We start from the raw sequence: 18,303 nt of genomic DNA on the forward strand, positions 1-18,303 counted from the left end.
TCAATCTCGGGTGAAGATACCGGTCCCCTCGAACCGGCTCTGCACATAATCCCTGCCGGACGCATGACGCATCAGTGGAATAAATATTTCATACTGCACAACTCGTGAAATATTCGTTTCAATATTCGCCGAAACCAGCATTTTGTCCAGCCCGAGGGCGGGCAGCCGATGCATCCTTCTGAGCCGTCGGGCGTTCTATCGCCAGGAACAACTGGAGACGCATCATGTTCAAGGACGAACGCGGGGACATCGGCACAGACAAGGGTATGCGCGACGGTGTGGAAACCGCACCGGCCTCCTTCGAAGAGGCGAATATCAACCCTGATCTCATCAGACGTGAGGGTTTTGCCAGCGAGGCCGAGTATCGGGCGTATATTGCCACGCTCGGTGGTCATGCCCCGGTTGAAGGCACCGTCGAGGAACCTCTCCTGGTCTCCGATGGTCATGCCCTCGAAGGCCGGCTGCGAGAACTGAGAGAAGAGATCGAAAACCTTCGCGCTCGCCTTCACGTGATCCAACAACAGGCCGCGACCGTCGTTACAGAGAACGTCCGATGGGCCGATGCAAGCGCTCATGCGCAGCTCGGCAATCAGCCCTGGCTCAAGCTGGCAGCCGCAATGGCGGCGACCTTCGTCGTCACGAGGGGCATCAGGCGACTGCCTCTGGGTGCCGTGGCGACGACGGCGTTGCCGTTGGTGGCGGCGGCGATGAACCGGAAGTTCGCCAGGTGAAAATCGTCAGCAGCGATGACTGATCAGGCGAAACCGATTTCGGCAAACAGAGGGAGGTGGTCAGAGGCAACCCTTGTCAGGCGGTTTTGCAGGACCGCCGCTTGCTTGACGATGAGATCGTCGCTGACGAAGATGTGGTCGAGGCGCATCAGCGGGTAACGGGAGGGAAAGGTCGCTCTCGGCGCGGCGTCGCCTGCGAGCTGGGCGTCCTTCAATGACCGCGTGGCAAGTCGGTAAGTCGCTGATGACGGAATGGCGTTGAAATCGCCGCAGAGAATGGTGGGAAGAGGCTCGTCCGCCGTGCCGCGCAGCCAGCCCGAGTTCAGCAGCGTCGTCATCTGCCGGATGCGCTCGCGGCCGCGAAGGCCGAGATGGGTGTTGATGACCAGCAGTTTTCTGTCGCCGACCAGTATTTCGACGGATAAGGCGCCCCGCTGTTCGCCGATGGACGGCAGCGGGCCGGCCTTGACCGCGCCTGTCGGCAGCGAGGTGATGATCGCATCGCCATACTGCTCCTCGGCAATCGACAGGGCCGGATGGAAATGCGCCTGCATCTTCAGAAGCGAGGCGATCGCGTGGGCCTGGTCGACGCCGCCGGTCCTGCGCCTGAGGACATCGACCTCCTGAAGCGCGACGATATCGGCCTCAGCTTCAGCGATGACGGAAGCGATGCGGCCGGGATCGAGCTTCCGGTCACTGCCGATGCAACTGTGGACGTTATAGGTCAGGAGTCTGATTGATTTATCCGGCATAGGCCCGCTGAAAGCTCGTTCCCCCGGGGAACATAGAACTTGTTCCCCGGGGGAACACGGAACTCGTTTGATCGTTCCAGATGATCGAGCCGTGGCGCTCGCATCTCGGAAATGGACAATCGATGAGCTTGAAAAGCATAATCTGGAATGGACTGCTCGTTGCCGCCCTTTGTCTCGCGGTCTTTCTCCTCTGTCGGATCTTCGAGCAGTATAGTCTGGGAGAGATCGTCCAATCGGTCCGCAGCATACCTCTTTCGACCTTTTGCACAGCACTGCTCTTCGCGGCGGCATCCTATCTGTGCCTCGGCTGTTTCGATCTCCTGGCGATCCGTTCGCTCGGCAAATCCTTGCCCTATTCCAGGATTGCGCTGGCGTCCTTCATCAGCCTCTCGCTCGGCCACAATATCGGCTTTGCCGGGCTGAGCAGCGGCGCCTTCCGTTATCGTTTCTATTCGCGCTGGGGACTGACAGCGGAGGACGTGGCGAAGATCATCCTGTTTTGCGGTGTCACCGTGGGGCTCGGGCTGATCACGCTGGGTGGTCTTGCGATGATCGTCAATCCCGGCGATGCCGGACGCCTGCTGCGCATCGATCCTGCAAGCGTCCGCATCTTCGGTGCGCTGGCGCTGGTCGTGCCGGTCGTCTATTCGGGCCTGGCGTTCTTCATCCGCGGCACGTTGCGGCTGTGGCGCTGGTCATTTCAGCTGCCGCGATTTTCGATCGCGGTCGCGCAGGTCGGGGTCGGGACGGTCAACTTCATGCTCGTGTCCGCCTGTCTGCACCAGATGCTCTCTGCCTTCGGCGACGTCGCCTTCTTCAGGTCGGTGACGGCTTACGTCCTCGCCAATTCGGCTATTCTCGCAACGCATGTTCCAGGCGGTCTGGGCGTCCTCGAGGCAACCGTCTCCTATGCCGTGCCGAAGGAGGCCTCGATCGGCGCGCTGATTGCGTTTCGCTGTGCCTATTTCTTCATTCCGCTGGTGTTCGGCACAACGCTTCTCGTCATCAGCGAGGTGATCTTCCGCTGGAGATCACGCGGGGCGGATGAGGAGGCGGACGAGCGCGCCGAGGCCCAGTCGGTCTAGAGGGGCGAAGGGTCGAACCGGGTCGAAGAGCGCGGTGCCTGAAATCGGCGAAATGCTGCCCGGCAGCTCGACGGTGAATTCCCGCAAGCCCCGAGGGCCATCATTGAGCGCGTCGACCGCCTCGATCAACGAGCCGCTTTGCATAAAGGCTGCGGCAAAGCTTTCCGGGGTGGTTCCGAGATATTCCGAAAGCAGGCGATTGCGCAGATCCGCGATCGCGCGGCGATGCTCGTTGTTGCCGGCCTCGAACAGCATGTCGCATTCGCAATCCAGTCCTTCCGAGCGATTGTTGAGGTTGGAGGAGCCGATGCGGACCAGCTCGTCATCGGCGATCATCAGTTTGGAATGGACGAGCACCTCGACCTCGCCATTCTCTCCAGGCGGGAGTGGCTCGGGTACGATTGGCCCGGGCACGACGGCATAATAGACGCGCAGGCGGTCCGCACGATCGGCGCGTTTCAGGCGGCGGATGACCCGGTCGCGATTGCCGCCCATGACAAGCTTTTCGATCAGCCCGTGAGAGCTGCGCGTGCAGATGATGACGACTTCAGGCCCGTCTTCCTCCTGCAGTCGCGCGGCAATGGCGTCGGCGACGCGGAAGGAGGCGAGATATTGCGCCTCGATGTAAAGCTGCCGCCGAACCCGGGCGATGACGTCCAATGTCATGGCGATGCCGTCGCTGATGCCGGGGCGAAGTGCGGTCGACGGCTCCGTCAGCGCGAAGCTGACCGCGATCTCCCTCATCGAAACGGCGAGATCCTCCGGCCAGGCGAAAGGGACGTCTTCGGCCAACGACAGGTGGTTTTCGCCGGTAGCGTTTTCCCAGCGCTGCCTGACGATATCGCCGATCAGCCTTGCGGCGTCGCCGGTGACCATTGCCTGAACGTCATGCAGCGGATCGTAGGAAACGCCCTTGGGGTCACGTCGCAATTTATCCTTGGCGCGGTGGAGCCAGGTGTCCCACCGGCGCGACGTCAGGTCTATGCCGCCGATGAAGGCGACGGCATCGTCGATACAGACGAGTTTCTGATGGTGACAACCGCGCAATGTTGGCTGAGGCTCGAAGCGTAAATCGATCCGCCCATTTCTGGGAAAGTTTTTCTTCCGCAGCACCCGCAGGGACTTGTCAGAATAGACGGGGCCGAGCGCCCAGATGAGGATGCGTATTTCGAGCTCCGGATTTACCGCTGCCAGGGCATGCAACAGGTCGGCCAGCGTTTCGTCGGACTTCTCGGGTTCCAACCGGATGTTCGGATTGAAATCCCACCCGACGATCCAGATGGTGCGCCGCGCCTGCCGCAACGTGCGCGCCAGCTCGGCGAAATAGCTGTTGCCGTTGATCAGGAAGGCCGCCTTGGCAGCACTCCCTTTCAGGCGCAAGGCGCTGCCCTCCTGTTCTTGGCGGTCGCCCGGCCGTTGTGATTTTGTCTGGGGTAAGCTCGGGTTATTGAAGATGGTTTCGAATGTCGTCATGATTGCCTCGGCCTCTAACTGGAGCACAAACGCCCGGAATTTGCCTGGGTTCCCCGATGGCGTCGGACGACGGCCGCCTGCGATGCAGAATGCAAGGAAACGAGATGTCACAACGAGCAGGCAGCGCCGATCTTCCCCTTCACGGGGGACGCGTGCCGCATTGGCTGGGCGACCGGATGACGCGGTTGGGAACACTGATCACCGAGGCGATCGTCCATCACTACGGCCGCGACGAATTCCTGCGCAGGCTCGCGCATCCCTTCTGGTTCCAGTCCTTCGGCGCGGTCATGGGCATGGACTGGCATTCTTCCGGTATCACGACCAGCGTTCTCGGCGCGCTGAAGCGCGGGCTGAAGCCCCGCGCCGGCGAGCTCGGCCTGCATGTCTGCGGTGGTCGTGGCGCGCATTCTCGCAAGACGCCGCAGGAGCTCGTCTCGATCGGCGAGCGTGTCGGCCTTGACGGGGAGGGGCTCGCGACCACGAGCCGTCTCATCGCCAAGGTCGACAGCGCCGCCCTTCAGGACGGGTTCGACCTCTATCTGCACGGGTTCATCGTCGCCGATGACGGCCATTGGGTGGTTGTTCAGCAAGGCATGAACGGCGACAAGCGTCAGGCCCGGCGGTATCACTGGCTGTCCGAAGGGCTGGAGAGCTTCGTCGACTCGCCGCATGCGGCAATCGAGGGACGGAGCCAGGGCGAGATCGTCAATCTTGCCGACAGGCGCGCCGAACGCTCGCGGCGCGGTCAGCTCGATCTGCTGGCGACCCTCGGTCCCGACCGAATCATCCGTGAAGCCGCCGCACTGCTGCGTGCCGAAGCGCCGGCGCCCGAACCCGCCGAACAGCCGATGCTGCCGCACCTGATCATGCCTGCCCATCACGATGTCCGCGAGAGTGACGTCAACATGCGGCGCCTGCACGGAAATCTGGCCGCCGCCGCCGACCGCGGGCCAGCGGATTTCCAAGAGTTGCTGCTCGTTCCCGGCGTCGGTGCCCGCACGGTGAACGCTCTGGCGATGGTGGCGGAAGTCGTGCACGGTGCGCCCTGCCGATTTTCCGATCCGGCGCGCTTCTCGATCGCCCATGGCGGCAAGGATCGCCATCCTTTTCCGGTCCCGCTCAAAGTTTATGACGAGACGATCGCCGTGATGAAATCGGCGGTGCAGAAGGGCAGGCTGGGACGCGAGGAGGAGTTGCAGGCGCTCAAGCGCCTGGACGACCAATCCAGGCAGCTGGAACGCTATGTGACGGGTCCCGACCTCAAGGAAATCATCGCCTGCGAATTTCGCCAATCCGCAGATTTCGGCGGCCGGAGCGTCTTCGGCTGGGAGGAGCCGTCCGCGGAGTAGGGCACCCTTTATGCCATTACCTTAACTCGCTGAGCGAGCCAGGGCGACCTCGCCGTTTTCCTCACCATCCCAGTACCGGATGGAGGACGCTGAAACCTTGATGAGAACGATCCCAGGAGTGTCCACTCCGTCAGGAAACCACCGCTCGAGATCGGGGATCCAATGTTCTTCGAGTGCCGCCTTATCCCGTACCAGCGAAGCGACGCCCTCGACAGCAATGAAAATCCCCGGCTTGCCGAGGAGGCTGGGAGGCGCCGTGAACGTCAGCGAGACGGTGCCGACGCCTTCGATCTCCGTGATTTTTCTGCTGTCTTCATAGGAAAAGAACCAGGAATCCCCATCATATTCGACGTCGCCGTTGTTGCTCATCGGTCGGGCCGAGATGCGGCCCGACCCGGCGTTCGTCGACAGCATGCAGAAATCGATCTTCTTCAGTTGCGAGGATAGGTCTTCGAGGGTCATGGATGCCATTGAAATCTCCCATGTTTGAATGCTCGGGAGTAGCGTGCAAGCGTCCAGATTGTTCCGTGGAAAGTCCACGGAAGCTACAGATACGCAGCGCTATAGCTTCAATGGCCGTCGGGCGGGACGGCCTCAGTCGGAACCGTCTCTTTCAGATTCTTCCGGTGGAAGATGAACAGCCCTGCAACGACGATGATCGCGGCACCGATGATGATCTGCATATCGGGAACATCGTTGAAGAAGAGGTAGCCGAGGACGATTGCCCAGAGCAGCAGCGTATATTGAAGCGGCGCGAGCAGCGATGCCGGTGCGAGCTTCAGCGAGCGCGTGATGAGCAGATGCGCGCAGGAGGCGACGATCCCGAGCAGCAGCATGCCGGACCAATCGACGAGCGTTGCCGGCTGCCAGTGGCCAATGCTCAAGACGATACCGATCGCGAGGGCCGCAATCGTCTGCCATGTCACCAGAGTGGTATCGCTGGTCGAGCGCAGATAGCGGCTCATCACCAGAGACAGCGCAAAGGCAAAGCTGCCTACAAGACCGAAGAGCGATGGAAGCGACAGCATCGCCGTGGATGGACGCAGCGCGATGACGACGCCTGCAAAGCCGATCAGAACAGCCAGCCAACGGCGCCAACCGATCTTTTCTCCGAGAAAGAAATGCGAGAGCGCCGCGATATAGATCGGTCCCGCCATATAGAAGGTCATCACATCTGCGAGCGGCAGATAGGCGACGGCAGCATAAAACAGCGCGACATCGCAAGTCGCCATCAAAACACGTATGAACTGGAGGCCTTTCTGCTCGACGCGAAACAGGGCCATCGGCCCTTGCCGGAGGATCATTGGTCCGAGCACGATGAAAGCGCCGACCGAGCGGATCACCAGCACCTGGCCGACGGCAAAGCTCGCGACCAGCCATTTGCCCATTGCATCGTTCAGTGCAAAGAGCAGATCGCCGAGCAGCATCAGCACGACGCCTGTTATGATCAGGTTTCCGGCGTTGGCGACACCCGTCTGGGTCTTCATCTGTGGCATCCTCGCAAAAACGGCCGCGCATGCGCGGCCGAATGCGGCTTCTGCCTTAACACTGCCGATGTCAATGGTCAGTTTGAAGCGATTGCACTCGAATTGGGCAGCGAGATGTCTCTTTAGGCACTTGTGCCCACTTGTCGGCAGGTTCTGGATGCAGGCCTGCCGACAACCTGGCCGTCAATCAGCCTTTTTTCGATACAGCAACGTCATGAGTGCGAGCATGCATCCCAAGGCTGCTACCGATGCGAAGATGTAGAAGTTCCACTGCGGAGCCAGGCCTGCACCCAGAACCGCACCGCCGATGGCCGGTCCTATCATGCCTCCGATACGGCCGATGCCGAGCGAGAAGCCAAGGCCGGTTCCACGGATTTCGACCGGATAGAGGTTTCCAACGAGAACGTTGGCGAGGATCTGCGTGCCGATCGTTCCCGTACCTGCAAGTGCGACGAGACCATAGACCTGGAGGCCCTGATCCACCTGCGTCAGCAACCAGATCGAGCCGGCTCCGACAAGAAACATCCCTGCAACGACTATCTTGACGTTTCCGCGGTCGGCAATCCTTGCGCCGATCAGGAGGCCGACTGCGGCTCCGAGATTGAGCGTTACCGAGAAGAGCAGGGCAGAACCGAGGTCATAGCCCATCTTGTTCATGATGGTCGGAAGCCAGTTGACCATGCCGAATGTGAGCAGAAGCGAACAGAAGTGGATGCCCCATGCGTTCAATGTCGGCAGCAGGCGACCTTCGGAAAACAGCGACCGGATGCCGACCTGGCGTGACGCAACAGGCCTGGCGACGGGATCGGGCAGCCCGTACTGGTTTGCAATCTGATTGGCTTCGGTCTGGCGGTTCTTCGTTGCCAGCCATTCAGGGGATTCGGGGATGAGGCGGATGAAGAAGGGCAGAAGCAGGATCGGTGCGCCGCCGATGATCATCAGTGGACGCCATCCGTATGTCTGCACCAGCAGCATTCCGAGGATACCCGAGATGATGCCGCCAGCCAGATAACCGAGAAGAGCAATCGAGTAGGCTATTGCCTTCCGCTTCGGCGGAGAAAACTCGATGATTAAAGCGGTTACCGTGGGAAAAAGAGCTCCAAGGCCCAGACCGGCGAGAAAGCGTGTTCCCTCGAAAATGAGAAAGCTCGGCGCAAGACCGCTGCCGATCATCATAACGGAGAAGCTCAGCAGGCTGCCTATGATGACCTTGCGGCGACCTATCCTGTCAGCGAGTGTTCCGGCAACGAGAGCGCCCAGCAGCATACCGAACAGGGTGATGGAGGCAGCGCGTCCCACCAGGCCGGGCGTCAGGCCCCAGCTGGCTTCGCCGAGCAATGCCGGCGCGACGGCGCCGTAGACGATCAGGTCATAGCCGTCGAACAGGATCAGCAGACCGCAAAGAGCGATGATGATATTCGGGCTGCGAACGTGTTCCTTGATAATAGCGAGATCTTGTATGGCCAATTTTCCCTCCCCATACATTTGAGTACAAGAAGTACGCTCCTGCCAGCGGCAGGTCCGCGTCGATCCATGTACAAATCCTCCTGGATCGTTGCCGGCGTGGTTCCTCCCAGCGCCAGACTCGCCCGTGAGAGGGCGATGTCAAGACAACGATGACACGCTATTAAATACTTGCGAATAAAATATTTGCAACTGCAAACTTTTCAGCTCGCAACTTTTCCTTTTCCGGATATTGCCGGCAGGTTGCTGTGCATGCGGCGCAGCGCCTTCTTCAGGGCTGCGACCTCTTCGTCCGACATGTCCTGCACCGCGGTGCGTTCAAGTTCCACGGCAAGCGGCATAAGCCTTTCCGTCATCGCCTCGCCCTGCGGGGTCAGCCTTACGATGACGATACGGCCGTTATCTTCCGGACGTGTTCGCGACACCAGCTTGCGCTTGGCCAATGTACCGACGAGGCGCGAAAGCGTCGAAATCTCGACAGAGACGACGTCGGCGAGATCCCCCAGGGTGCTCTCCCGGCGTTCCTTGAGCATGGCCAGGACCCGGTACATCGCCACGCTGAGATTGTCTTCGGCGATTCTCTGCGCGAATACCTCGGCTATCCGCACGCCGGCGCGATTGAGAAGATAGGGAACGGAATCGGTAAGTTTGTACATGTCTCTGTCTGCTGGCGGGATTCGGCTTGCTGAGGGCTCCCTCCGACATGCACCTAAATTACCGGGATGACAACACGATTGGCTTTCTGCTGCCGAGAACGGCTGGGTAGATCAAGCATTTTCCCGTCTAATTTCTAAATTTGCATTGACAATAGTTGCAAATGCAATAGTTTGGACACCAAGGAGACACGGGAGGAAATCATGTCTGCCACTGCTGCCCTCGGCATAGCGCCGGCCCCCGCACCGATCAGCGATGCGTTTCGATCGACCATGCGCCGTTTCCCGGCAACGGTGACGGTCATTTCCGCCTGTCGCAACGGTGCCGATCATGGAATGACGGCTACTGCCGTCACATCACTTTCGATGGATCCGCCATCTCTCATTATCTGCCTGAACAATCGCACCTACCTGCACGACATGCTGCTCGAGGTGCCGGAATTCGCAGTCAGCGTTCTGACCGACAGGCAGGCAGCCGTATCGGAAGGGTTCAGCGGCAAGATTGCGCCTGAGCGTCGCTTCGATGCTGCCGATTGGGTTCGCCATGAGCGCGGCATGATGGTGCTGGGCTCCGCTCATGCCTCGGTTGTCTGCCGCCGTATGGGCGCGGTTCCCTATGGAACGCACACGATCTTCATCGGGCAGGTGGTGGATACACGCCATTCCGACGACACGACCGCGCTGATGTACGAGAACTCGAAATATTGCGCGCCACAGCACGCGCTTCCTGCATCCCAGAACTGAAGGTAGTTCCATGAACAATACAGCTGCCCTGTTTCCCGCCTCGGCGCGGGTTGAGAACGCATGTCTTGCAGATCGTATCGCCCCGGTGTTGGACGAGATCAGTGCCGGCGCGCGCGACACGGAAAAATCCGGCCGCGTGCCGGCACGCAATATTGATCTGCTGCGCTCCGCCGGCTATTTCGATATCGTCAAGCCTGCCCGTTTCGGTGGCGACGAAGGATCGTTTGCCGAGCTTGTCGATGCAAATATCCAACTGTCGTCGGCCTGTGCCTCCACCGGCTGGGTTGCCGGCCTCCTTTCGGCGCATCAATGGCTCCTCGCCATGTTCGATGAAAGGGTTCAGCAGGAAGTGTGGGGCAGCAATCCGGATGCGCTGCTCTGCGGTTCCTATGCGCCGGTCCGCATGGCGGAACGCGTCGACGGTGGCTTCCGGTTAACCGGCGATTGGGCCTTTGCAAGCGGATGCGAAAATGCCCAGTGGGCGCTCTGTGCGGCGATCATTCCGCCAAATGGCGAGGGGGAGCGTCCTGTGCCGGCGTTCCTTCTGGTTCCCGCCAGCGATTATGCCATTGCCGAGACCTGGGACGTTGTCGGCCTCGCGGGCACCGGCTCAAAAAGCCTGATCCTCAAGGATGTCTTCGTTCCGGAATACCGCATGCTGAGCTTTCCGGATGCGACCTCCGGCAGAACGCCGGGCGGACGTGGCTACAAGGGTATCGGCCTTTTCAACATTCCGCTGCTCATGGGGGTTCCGTTCTGCCTCGGCAGCGCAGCCGTCGGTGCGGCGAAGGGCGCATTGGAGAGCTATATCGACCATATGGGGGCCCGTGTGACACGTGGTGCAGTGGCCGGTGGCAACAACAAGATCGCGGAATTTCCGACGATCCAGCTTCGCGTGGCGGAAGCCTCCGCATCCGTGGATGCCGCCCGCGAAATCATTCTGCGCGACATTGCCCGGGCGCAGCAACTGGCCCAGGCCCGCGAGGATGGCACCGGCGAGATCACCGAGGACGATCGGATTCTCGCCCGTCGTAGCCAGTCCTTTGCGGTCAGCCTGGCCCTTCGGGCCGTGGAAGCACTCAATGCATCGACAGGCGGCCTCGGCCTCCAGATGTCCAATCCTGTCCAGCGGGCATGGCGCGATGCAAATGCCGTCGGGCGCCATATTTCCATGAACTGGGATGCCGTGGGCACCATGGTCGGCCAGCAGCTGCTCGGTCTACCGCCCAAGGGACAATTCTGATCCGCCATCCCCATTGTTTCGACTTAAGACAGGAAAGAGAGCATATCGTGCAAGGCAAGATCGCGCTTGAAGAACATTTCGCCATTCCCGAGACGCTACAGGATTCGGCTGGATTCGTGCCGGGCGACTACTGGACGGAACTGTCCGCCCGTCTTCTGGATATCCAGGACAAGCGTTTGCGGCTGATGGATGCCCACGGCATTGAGAAAATGATCCTGTCGCTGAACGCTCCGGCCGTGCAGGCGATCCCAGATAAGGCAAAGGCCCTGGAAATTTCCCGGCGCGCCAACGACTTTCTGGCGGAGCAATGCGTCAAGAACCCGAACCGTTTCCTGGGATTTGCAGCTTTGCCCCTGCAGGATCCAGATGCGGCCGCGCAGGAATTGCAGCGCTGCGTGACAACGCTGGGTTTCGTCGGCGCACTGGTCAATGGCTTCTCGCAGGAAGGCGACGGAACGACGCCGCTCTACTACGACCTGCCGCAATATCGTCCGTTCTGGGCGGAAGTCGAAAAACTCAACGTTCCCTTCTATCTGCATCCGCGCAACCCGTTGCCGCAGGATAGCCGGATCTATGCCGGCCATTCCTGGCTGATGGGTCCGACATGGGCGTTCGCGCAGGAGACCGCTGTTCATGCGTTACGTTTGATGGGATCCGGCCTGTTTGACGAACATCCGGCTTTGCGGATCATCGTTGGTCACATGGGCGAGGGGCTGCCGTACATGATGTGGCGCATCGACAACCGGAATGCGTGGGTCAAGGTGGAAAAGAATTATCCGGCCAAACGCCCGATTGCCGATTATTTCAACGAGAATTTCTACATCACGACGTCGGGGAACTTCCGCACGCAATCGCTTATCGATGCTATGCTGGAAATCGGCGCGGACCGAATTCTGTTCTCGACAGACTGGCCATTCGAGAACGTCGACCATGCTGCAAACTGGTTCGACAGCACGACCATCTCCGAGGCCGACCGTCTGAAGATCGGTCGCACCAACGCGGTTTCGCTATTCAAACTCGATCGATAGCATGGTTGCACCTTTCAGATACACGGCCAGCGCGGCCCAGGTCTTCTTCGGGAGCGGCTCGTTGAACCGTCTCGCCGAGGCGATTGCAGGGCAGGGCGGCAAGCGCGCGCTGATCCTTTCGACCCCGCACCAGAAAGCGGAGGCCGAACGGATCGCTGCTACCCTCGGTCCGCTTGCGGCGGGACTATTCCACGATGCGACGATGCATACGCCGGTCGATGTGACCGAGCGCGCGATTGCGGCATACAACTTGGCCGGCGCCGATTGCGTGGTCGCAATCGGCGGCGGATCTACGATCGGTCTCGGCAAGGCGATCGCCTATCGCAACGACGCGCCACAAATCGTGGTGGCGACGACCTATGCGGGATCGGAGGTTACACCGATCCTCGGCCAGACAGAAAACGGGCAGAAGACGACGGTCCGCGGGCCTGGCATCCTGCCCGAAGTGGTGATCTACGACCCAGAATTGACATTGGGATTGCCGGTCAACATCAGCGTCAGCAGCGGGCTCAATGCAATGGCGCATGCGGTCGAAGGTCTCTATGCACAGGATCGCAATCCAATTTCGTCGATGATGGCGGTCGAGGGCCTGCGCGCGCTGAAGCAGGCTTTACCTCAAATCGTCAATGCCCCTGGGGACATCGAGCCGCGAAGCGAAGCGCTTTACGGTTCCTGGCTGTGCGGCACGGTGCTCGGAGCGGTAGGCATGGCCCTGCATCACAAGCTCTGCCATACGCTAGGCGGTAGCTTCGATCTGCCGCATGCGGAAACCCATGCGGTCATTCTTCCCCATTCTGCCGCCTACAATGCGGAGGCCGCAGCGGATGCGTTAGAACCCGCTACCGATCTTTTTGGCGGCTCGCTGGGCGGCGGTCTTTATGATTTTGCCGCTTCGATCGGCGCCCCCTTGGCGCTGCGCGATCTGGGTATGAAGGAAGCCGATCTGGACCCTGCGGCGGAACTCGCCGCCCAGAACCCCTACTGGAACCCGCGCCCGATCGAACGGGAAGCGATCCGGGTTTTGTTGGAGAGCGCCTGGGAGGGCGCGCGGCCGCGTTAACGCTTTGGAGGATGGCCACGTGCCCGAATATTTCAGCGAAGAGAGATCCGCGGAGGCCGTCAACTCGCGGATGGGGCGGGACATTAATCCGCGTCTGGCCGAAATCATGGCGTCGCTTGTCAGGCACCTGCATGCCTTTGCCAAGGATATCAGCCTGGCCCAGGAGGAATGGGAGTTGGCCATCGGCTTTCTGACCCGAACCGGCCATCTCTGTCATGACGAGCGACAGGAGTTCATCCTGCTCAGCGATACGCTGGGTTTGTCGATGCTGGTGGATGCAATCAACAACCGGCGTCCGCCGGGCGCCACGGAAAATACCGTGTTCGGGCCGTTCCATGTCGACGGCGCGCCCATACGGCAGATGGGTGAAAACATCTCTCTCGACGGCAAGGGCGAGAGCTGTCTCTTCATCGGGCGAGTGCTGGATCTTAACGGCAATCCGATCGAGGGAGCCCAGATCGATGTATGGTCGGATAATTCCGATGGCTTCTACGATGTCCAGCAGCCGGACATCCAGCCGAAGTGGAACAACCGGGGCATCTTCGTCACCAGCGCAGATGGCACCTATAGTTTCGTCGGCATAAAGCCGGTTTCCTATCCGATTCCGGATGACGGCCCGGTCGGCCAGATGCTGACCTCCCTCGGCCGCCATCCCTACCGTCCTGCCCATACCCATTACCTGATCACGGCTTCAGGTTATCGGAAGCTGGTAACCCACACCTTTGTCGGCGACGATCCCTATCTGGGATCCGATACGGTGTTTGGGGTGAAAAACAGCCTGGTTGCGCCTTTCGAGCGTGTCGATCGTGCGACGGTCTGGCGTTCCGATTTCGATTTCGTGCTGACGCCAGTGGAGAGTGGAGAATGATCGTTGCCCGCTATGCGGTATCCGACCCCGGCAAGGCTGCCGAACGTTCCCGATTGATCGACGAACACAAGGCCTATCTGCGAGGCGCGGCGATCCGCATCCTGCTTTCCGGACCCTCTACACCGTCGGCGGAGGGCAAGGGTTCTACCGCCTTGGTGATCGCGGAAGTCGAAACGCTCGCGGAGTTCGAGGCGTTCAGCGCAGGAGATCCCTTCGTCCAATCCGGTGTTTACGGCAGCGTCGATATCTACGAATGGCGGCCTACTTTTGGGGTTCTTCTAGAGAGTCTCTGACCAGCGTTTCGACCTGCCGAAGGCGATGAAATGCAGAACTTGCGGAGCCCAGACAATCGTCCATCAAAGGCTCCGGCGGTCTTAGTCTTTACCCTTCAGATTCTTGCCAAAACGGCTGCGCGTGCGAGGAAGGTCCGCTTCGGCCTTCGAGCGACCGTCTTCAGGCAAATCGATGCAGCGACATCAATGCCGCTTCTCGATGTCTTCGAGCGCCGGAAGGCGGCATCAATCGCCATTCAGAACGTCGATACCTGAAATATATTTCACAGTATGAATTATATTGACAGAGCTCTGCCGTTGCGATTATCTGCCCATACCGGACTTCGAGGAGGAACTCCGGTCTTCAATGGATCATCGGCAGCCGCTGAGGCGCCGCCGGATATTTGGGAGGGGCTTCGGCCTCGAGGAGGAAACTTGCGCAAATTTCTAAGCACGACCGCGTTGGCGGTCCTTGCATCGACGCTTTTGGCCGGCGTGGCCAGCGCGGGCACGGAAAATCCGTTCCGCTGCAAGCCGGGTGAAAAATACGTCATGAACGTCATGGTATCGGGCGTCGAATATTGGTTCCCGGTCTATGAAATGTTCAAGCAGGCCGGTCAGCAGCTCGGCTGCGAGACCGCCTATACCGGCACGCCGGAATATGACGTCAACAAGCAGATCGCCACCTTCGACCAGGCGCTGGCCCAGAACCCGGCCGGTATCCTCGTTCATCCGATGAACTCCGATCCGTTCATCGAGCCGATCAACCGGGCGATCGACCAGGGCACGGCGGTCGTGACCTTCGCGGCCGATGCGCCGCTTTCCAAGCGCATCTCGTTCGTCACCTCGGACAATACCCGCGAAGGCACCTATGCGGCCGACGCGATTGCCGAAAAGATGGGTGGCAAGGGTGAATATGCCGTTCTGGAAAATCCGGGCCAGGACAACCACGACAAGCGTATCGCCGCCTTCATCGCCCGTATGGAGGAAAAATATCCTGATATGAAGCTGGTCGGCCGCGCTGCGTCCAACCAGGACCCGAACAAGGCCTATCAGGGCCTGATGAGCTTGGTGCAGGCCCATCCGAATATTGGGGCCGTCTTCATGCCGGAAGCGAATTCGGCCATCGGCGCTTCGCAGGCCAACAAGGAAAGCGGCGGCAAGATCCTCGTGATGTGCGCCGACGTCAATGCCAACATCCTCGACATGATCAAGGCGGGCGAAGTGTTCGGTTCGATCAATCCGAACCAGGGCATGCAGGGTTACATGGGCTTCATGCTTTTGTGGCTTGCCAAGCATCCGGAACTCATCGACCCGATGAACGACGCCAAGCGCGCCGGCTTCAACCCGATGAGCATTCCGTTCGTCGACAACGGCCTGTCGATCGTCACGGCTGATAATGCCGACGATTTCTACTGGGACAAGTATCTGAAGCGGCGGGGCACCAAAGGCATCGAGGAGTAAGCCTTTGTGCCGGCTGTCCGGGGGCAGGAAACTCCGGACAGCCACCGCGAGCGTGAGGAGGAGACGATGATGGCGTCGGTGCCGGTTCTGGAAATCCGCAATGTCAGCAAGCACTTCGGGGCGGTGAAGGCGTTGACGGATGTGAGCTTCAGCCTGGAGAAGGGCGAGGTTCATGCGCTTTGCGGCGAAAACGGCGCGGGCAAGTCGACGCTGATGAACATCATTGCCGGCGTGCTGCAGCCGACCGAGGGCGACGTTCTCGTCGATGGCGCGCCGGTAAAGGTGACGTCGCCGGCCGTGGCGCAATCGCTCGGGCTTGGCCTCGTGCATCAGGAAATCGCGCTCTGCCCCGATGCGACGGTGGCCGAGAACATGTTCATGGCAGCGACCAACCGCCGCCGCTCGCCTTTCATGAATTATGGCCGGCTGGAGCGGGATGCGCAGGTCGTGATGAATCGTCTGGCACCAATCGACGTGCGCCGCAAAGTCGGTGATTTGTCGATTTCCAGCCAGCAGCTTGTCGAGATCGCCAAGGCACTGACGCTCGATTGTCGCGTGCTGATCTTCGACGAACCGACGGCGGCTTTGACGGAATCGGAGACCCAGATCCTGTTCGAAATCATCCGCGACCTCAAGGCGCAGGGTATTTCGATCATCTATATCAGCCACCGCATGGCCGAAATCTTCAGCCTGTGCGACCGGGTCACCGTCTTTCGCGATGGCCGCTATGTCTCGACGGAAATGGTGGCGGAATTGACGCCGGATGATGTGGTGCGCCGCATGGTCGGACGCGAGATCACCCAGCTCTATCCGGAAAAGCAGGCGCTGGCGGAGCGGACCGACGAGATCATTTTGAGCGTCCGCGATCTCGGCGACGGTAGCCGCTTCACGGATGTGAGCTTCGACCTGCGCAAGGGTGAAATTCTCGGCATCGGCGGGCTCATCGGCTCGGGCCGCACCGAGATAGCCGAAGGCATTTGCGGATTGCGGCCGGTAATCGACGGCGAGGTGCAATTGCATGGACAGCGGCTGTGGGCGCACTCCTATGCGCAGGCCGCGCAGGCGGGTGTCGTCTATCTGTCGGAAGATCGGAAAGGCTCCGGCATTTTCCTTGATCTTTCCATCGCCCAGAACATTGCCGTTCTCGATTTGAAATCGCTGACCGGACCGCTGGGACTGTTGAATTCCAAAGCCGAGGCGGATCGGGCCCACGACCTAGTCCGGCGGCTCGGCGTGCGGATGGGTGGCATCGACATGCCGGTCTCGTCGCTGTCGGGCGGAAACCAGCAGAAAGTGGCGATTGCCAAGCAGCTGGCGGTCAATCCCAAGGTCATCCTGATGGACGAGCCAACCCGCGGCATCGATGTCGGCGCCAAATCGGAAATCCATCGGCTGCTGCGCGATCTCGCGGGCTCCGGCATCGGCATCGTCGTCATCTCGTCGGAACTGCCGGAGCTTCTTGGTCTGTGCGACCGGGTGCTGGTCATCCACGAGGGCACGGTTGCAGGCGAGGTCGAGGGCGAGACGATGACGGAAGAAGCGATCATGCGGCTCGCGTCGGGTATCGGCGGTCATAACAATTCGAAGGCATCAGAGCATGCCGCATAAAGAAAACGCAGGGGCAGGAGACAAGGTCATGGCGGACGCTACGTTGGCAGCTGTACATCAGGCACGCACGCCCGGCTGGAAACGGCTGGGAACGATGCGCGAGGCGGGATTGATCGCGATCATCCTGGCGCTCTGCATCGTCATGAGCTTTGCCTCGCCGCATTTTCTGACGCTCGGCAACTTCCGGGCGATGCTGATGTCGTTCTCGGTGGAAGGGATCGTCGTCGTCGGCATGACCATCCTGTTGATCGTCGGCGGCATCGACCTGTCGGTCGGCTCGGTCGTCTGTTTCTCGATGGTGCTGTCGGGCTCGCTGTTCCTGATGGGGCTCGATCCGTGGAGCGCTTCCCTGATCGGGATCATTGCCAGCGGCCTGATCGGCTGTGTCATGGGCTTCTTCGTCACGGTGGTCGGCCTCAACCATTTCATCACCTCGCTTGCGGCGATGGTGATCGTACGCGGTATCTGCCTGATCATCACCAAGGGCACGCCGCTGTCGCTGTTCACCTTGCCACCCTCGTTCAAGGCGGTCGGGCAGGGCACGTTCTACGGCGTTCCCTATGTGATCCTGATTTTTGTCGCGGTCGTCGTGCTGTTCGATTTCCTGCTGCGCCGGGCAACCGCCTTCCGCAAGGTGTTCTACACCGGCAGCAATGAGAAAGCGGCGCTCTATTCCGGGATCAAGACCAACCAGGTGAAGTTCTGGGTGACGGTGCTCTGCGCCACGCTGTCCGGTGTTGCCGGTGTGATCTACATGTCCCGCTTCGGTGCCGCGACCCCGACCTTTGGGGTCGGCATGGAGCTCAACATCATCGCAGCCGCGGTGATCGGCGGTGCATCGCTGAATGGCGGCTCCGGCACGATCTTGGGGGCAATTCTCGGCATTGCCCTGCTGTCGGTCGTAACAAGCTCGTTGATCTTGCTCGACGTGTCCGTCTATTGGCAAGACATGATCAAAGGCTGCATTCTGCTTGCCGCCGTCTCGATCGACCATTTCCTGCACAAGCGGAAGGCTGCCTGAT

18 protein-coding genes are annotated in these 18,303 nt (G+C 60.3%); 12 read left to right on the forward strand and 6 right to left on the reverse strand.

Features of this window, described 5'->3' with window-relative positions; all coding sequences use genetic code 11:
- Window positions 1-224: 224 nt before the first annotated feature.
- Window positions 225-731: a hypothetical protein gene (locus AB8B31_RS28550; protein WP_018245869.1), complete on the forward strand. Its 507-nt coding sequence runs from the start codon at window positions 225-227 to the stop codon at window positions 729-731.
- A gap of 23 nt (window positions 732-754) precedes the next feature.
- On the opposite strand, the gene AB8B31_RS28555 is transcribed toward AB8B31_RS28550, so the two are convergent.
- Entirely contained in the window at window positions 755-1,483 is a 729-nt protein-coding gene (locus tag AB8B31_RS28555; protein WP_018245868.1) for an endonuclease/exonuclease/phosphatase family protein, read from the reverse strand.
- A 122-nt stretch (window positions 1,484-1,605) separates the two neighbouring features.
- Here AB8B31_RS28555 and AB8B31_RS28560 point away from each other — a divergent pair, with 122 nt between their 5' ends.
- The gene (locus tag AB8B31_RS28560) at window positions 1,606-2,568 is read left to right on the forward strand and encodes a lysylphosphatidylglycerol synthase domain-containing protein (protein ID WP_026188713.1); all 963 of its coding nucleotides are present in this window, start codon (window positions 1,606-1,608) and stop codon (window positions 2,566-2,568) included.
- On the opposite strand, the gene AB8B31_RS28565 is transcribed toward AB8B31_RS28560, so the two are convergent.
- Window positions 2,515-4,041 carry a phospholipase D-like domain-containing protein gene (locus tag AB8B31_RS28565; protein WP_131702032.1) on the reverse strand — a complete coding sequence of 509 codons (1,527 nt, stop codon included), beginning with the start codon at window positions 4,039-4,041 and terminating at the stop codon, window positions 2,515-2,517. The two genes, AB8B31_RS28560 and AB8B31_RS28565, sit on opposite strands and share 54 nt — an antisense overlap.
- 104 nt (window positions 4,042-4,145) lie before the next feature.
- Between AB8B31_RS28565 and AB8B31_RS28570 the strand changes: the two genes are divergently transcribed.
- Window positions 4,146-5,390, forward strand: a complete 1,245-nt coding sequence (locus AB8B31_RS28570; RefSeq protein ID WP_018245865.1) for a DUF763 domain-containing protein — start codon at window positions 4,146-4,148, stop codon at window positions 5,388-5,390.
- A gap of 21 nt (window positions 5,391-5,411) precedes the next feature.
- Here the strand turns inward: AB8B31_RS28570 and AB8B31_RS28575 are convergent, their stop codons facing one another.
- The 4 genes from AB8B31_RS28575 to AB8B31_RS28590 all read right to left on the reverse strand — a co-directional run bounded on the left by AB8B31_RS28575 (window position 5,412) and on the right by AB8B31_RS28590 (window position 8,997).
- Window positions 5,412-5,861 (reverse strand): pyridoxamine 5'-phosphate oxidase family protein, encoded by a 450-nt coding sequence (locus AB8B31_RS28575; protein ID WP_018245864.1) that lies wholly within the window; start codon window positions 5,859-5,861, stop codon window positions 5,412-5,414.
- 98 nt (window positions 5,862-5,959) lie between these two features.
- Window positions 5,960-6,877, reverse strand: a complete 918-nt coding sequence (locus AB8B31_RS28580; protein WP_018245863.1) for a DMT family transporter — start codon at window positions 6,875-6,877, stop codon at window positions 5,960-5,962.
- A gap of 183 nt (window positions 6,878-7,060) precedes the next feature.
- Complete coding sequence (locus AB8B31_RS28585) at window positions 7,061-8,362, reverse strand: MFS transporter (protein WP_018245862.1); 1,302 nt, start codon at window positions 8,360-8,362, stop codon at window positions 7,061-7,063.
- Window positions 8,363-8,544: 182 nt separating this feature from the next.
- Window positions 8,545-8,997: a MarR family winged helix-turn-helix transcriptional regulator gene (locus AB8B31_RS28590; protein ID WP_018245861.1), complete on the reverse strand. Its 453-nt coding sequence runs from the start codon at window positions 8,995-8,997 to the stop codon at window positions 8,545-8,547.
- Between the two features lie 201 nt (window positions 8,998-9,198).
- Between AB8B31_RS28590 and AB8B31_RS28595 the strand changes: the two genes are divergently transcribed.
- From AB8B31_RS28595 to AB8B31_RS28635, 9 genes are all read left to right on the forward strand, one after another.
- Entirely contained in the window at window positions 9,199-9,738 is a 540-nt protein-coding gene (locus AB8B31_RS28595; RefSeq protein WP_018245860.1) for a flavin reductase family protein, read from the forward strand.
- Between the two features lie 10 nt (window positions 9,739-9,748).
- A complete protein-coding gene (locus AB8B31_RS28600) occupies window positions 9,749-10,981 on the forward strand; it encodes a flavin-dependent monooxygenase (protein WP_018245859.1) in 1,233 nt (410 codons plus the stop codon).
- 47 nt (window positions 10,982-11,028) lie between these two features.
- Entirely contained in the window at window positions 11,029-12,009 is a 981-nt protein-coding gene (gene tsdA, locus AB8B31_RS28605) for a gamma-resorcylate decarboxylase (RefSeq protein WP_018245858.1), read from the forward strand.
- A 1-nt stretch (window position 12,010) separates the two neighbouring features.
- Window positions 12,011-13,069, forward strand: a complete 1,059-nt coding sequence (locus tag AB8B31_RS28610) for a maleylacetate reductase (protein WP_018245857.1) — start codon at window positions 12,011-12,013, stop codon at window positions 13,067-13,069.
- Between the two features lie 19 nt (window positions 13,070-13,088).
- Window positions 13,089-13,937: a dioxygenase family protein gene (locus AB8B31_RS28615; protein WP_026188712.1), complete on the forward strand. Its 849-nt coding sequence runs from the start codon at window positions 13,089-13,091 to the stop codon at window positions 13,935-13,937.
- Window positions 13,934-14,230, forward strand: coding sequence for a YciI family protein (locus tag AB8B31_RS28620; RefSeq protein ID WP_018245855.1), 297 nt, complete (start codon window positions 13,934-13,936; stop codon window positions 14,228-14,230). The genes AB8B31_RS28615 and AB8B31_RS28620 overlap by 4 nt, the downstream gene beginning before the upstream one ends.
- Window positions 14,231-14,644: 414 nt before the next feature.
- On the forward strand, window positions 14,645-15,673 hold the full coding sequence (locus tag AB8B31_RS28625; RefSeq protein ID WP_018245853.1) for a substrate-binding domain-containing protein: 1,029 nt from the start codon (window positions 14,645-14,647) through the stop codon (window positions 15,671-15,673).
- A 69-nt stretch (window positions 15,674-15,742) separates the two neighbouring features.
- Complete coding sequence (locus AB8B31_RS28630; RefSeq protein ID WP_020493436.1) at window positions 15,743-17,281, forward strand: sugar ABC transporter ATP-binding protein; 1,539 nt, start codon at window positions 15,743-15,745, stop codon at window positions 17,279-17,281.
- A gap of 28 nt (window positions 17,282-17,309) precedes the next feature.
- The gene (locus AB8B31_RS28635) at window positions 17,310-18,302 is read left to right on the forward strand and encodes an ABC transporter permease (protein WP_018245851.1); all 993 of its coding nucleotides are present in this window, start codon (window positions 17,310-17,312) and stop codon (window positions 18,300-18,302) included.
- The last annotated feature ends 1 nt before the right edge of the window (window position 18,303 follow it).

The sequence above is a fragment of the Rhizobium sp. 62_C5_N11_2 genome (genome assembly GCF_051811185.1).
Classification (GTDB): domain Bacteria; phylum Pseudomonadota; class Alphaproteobacteria; order Rhizobiales; family Rhizobiaceae; genus Rhizobium; species Rhizobium leguminosarum.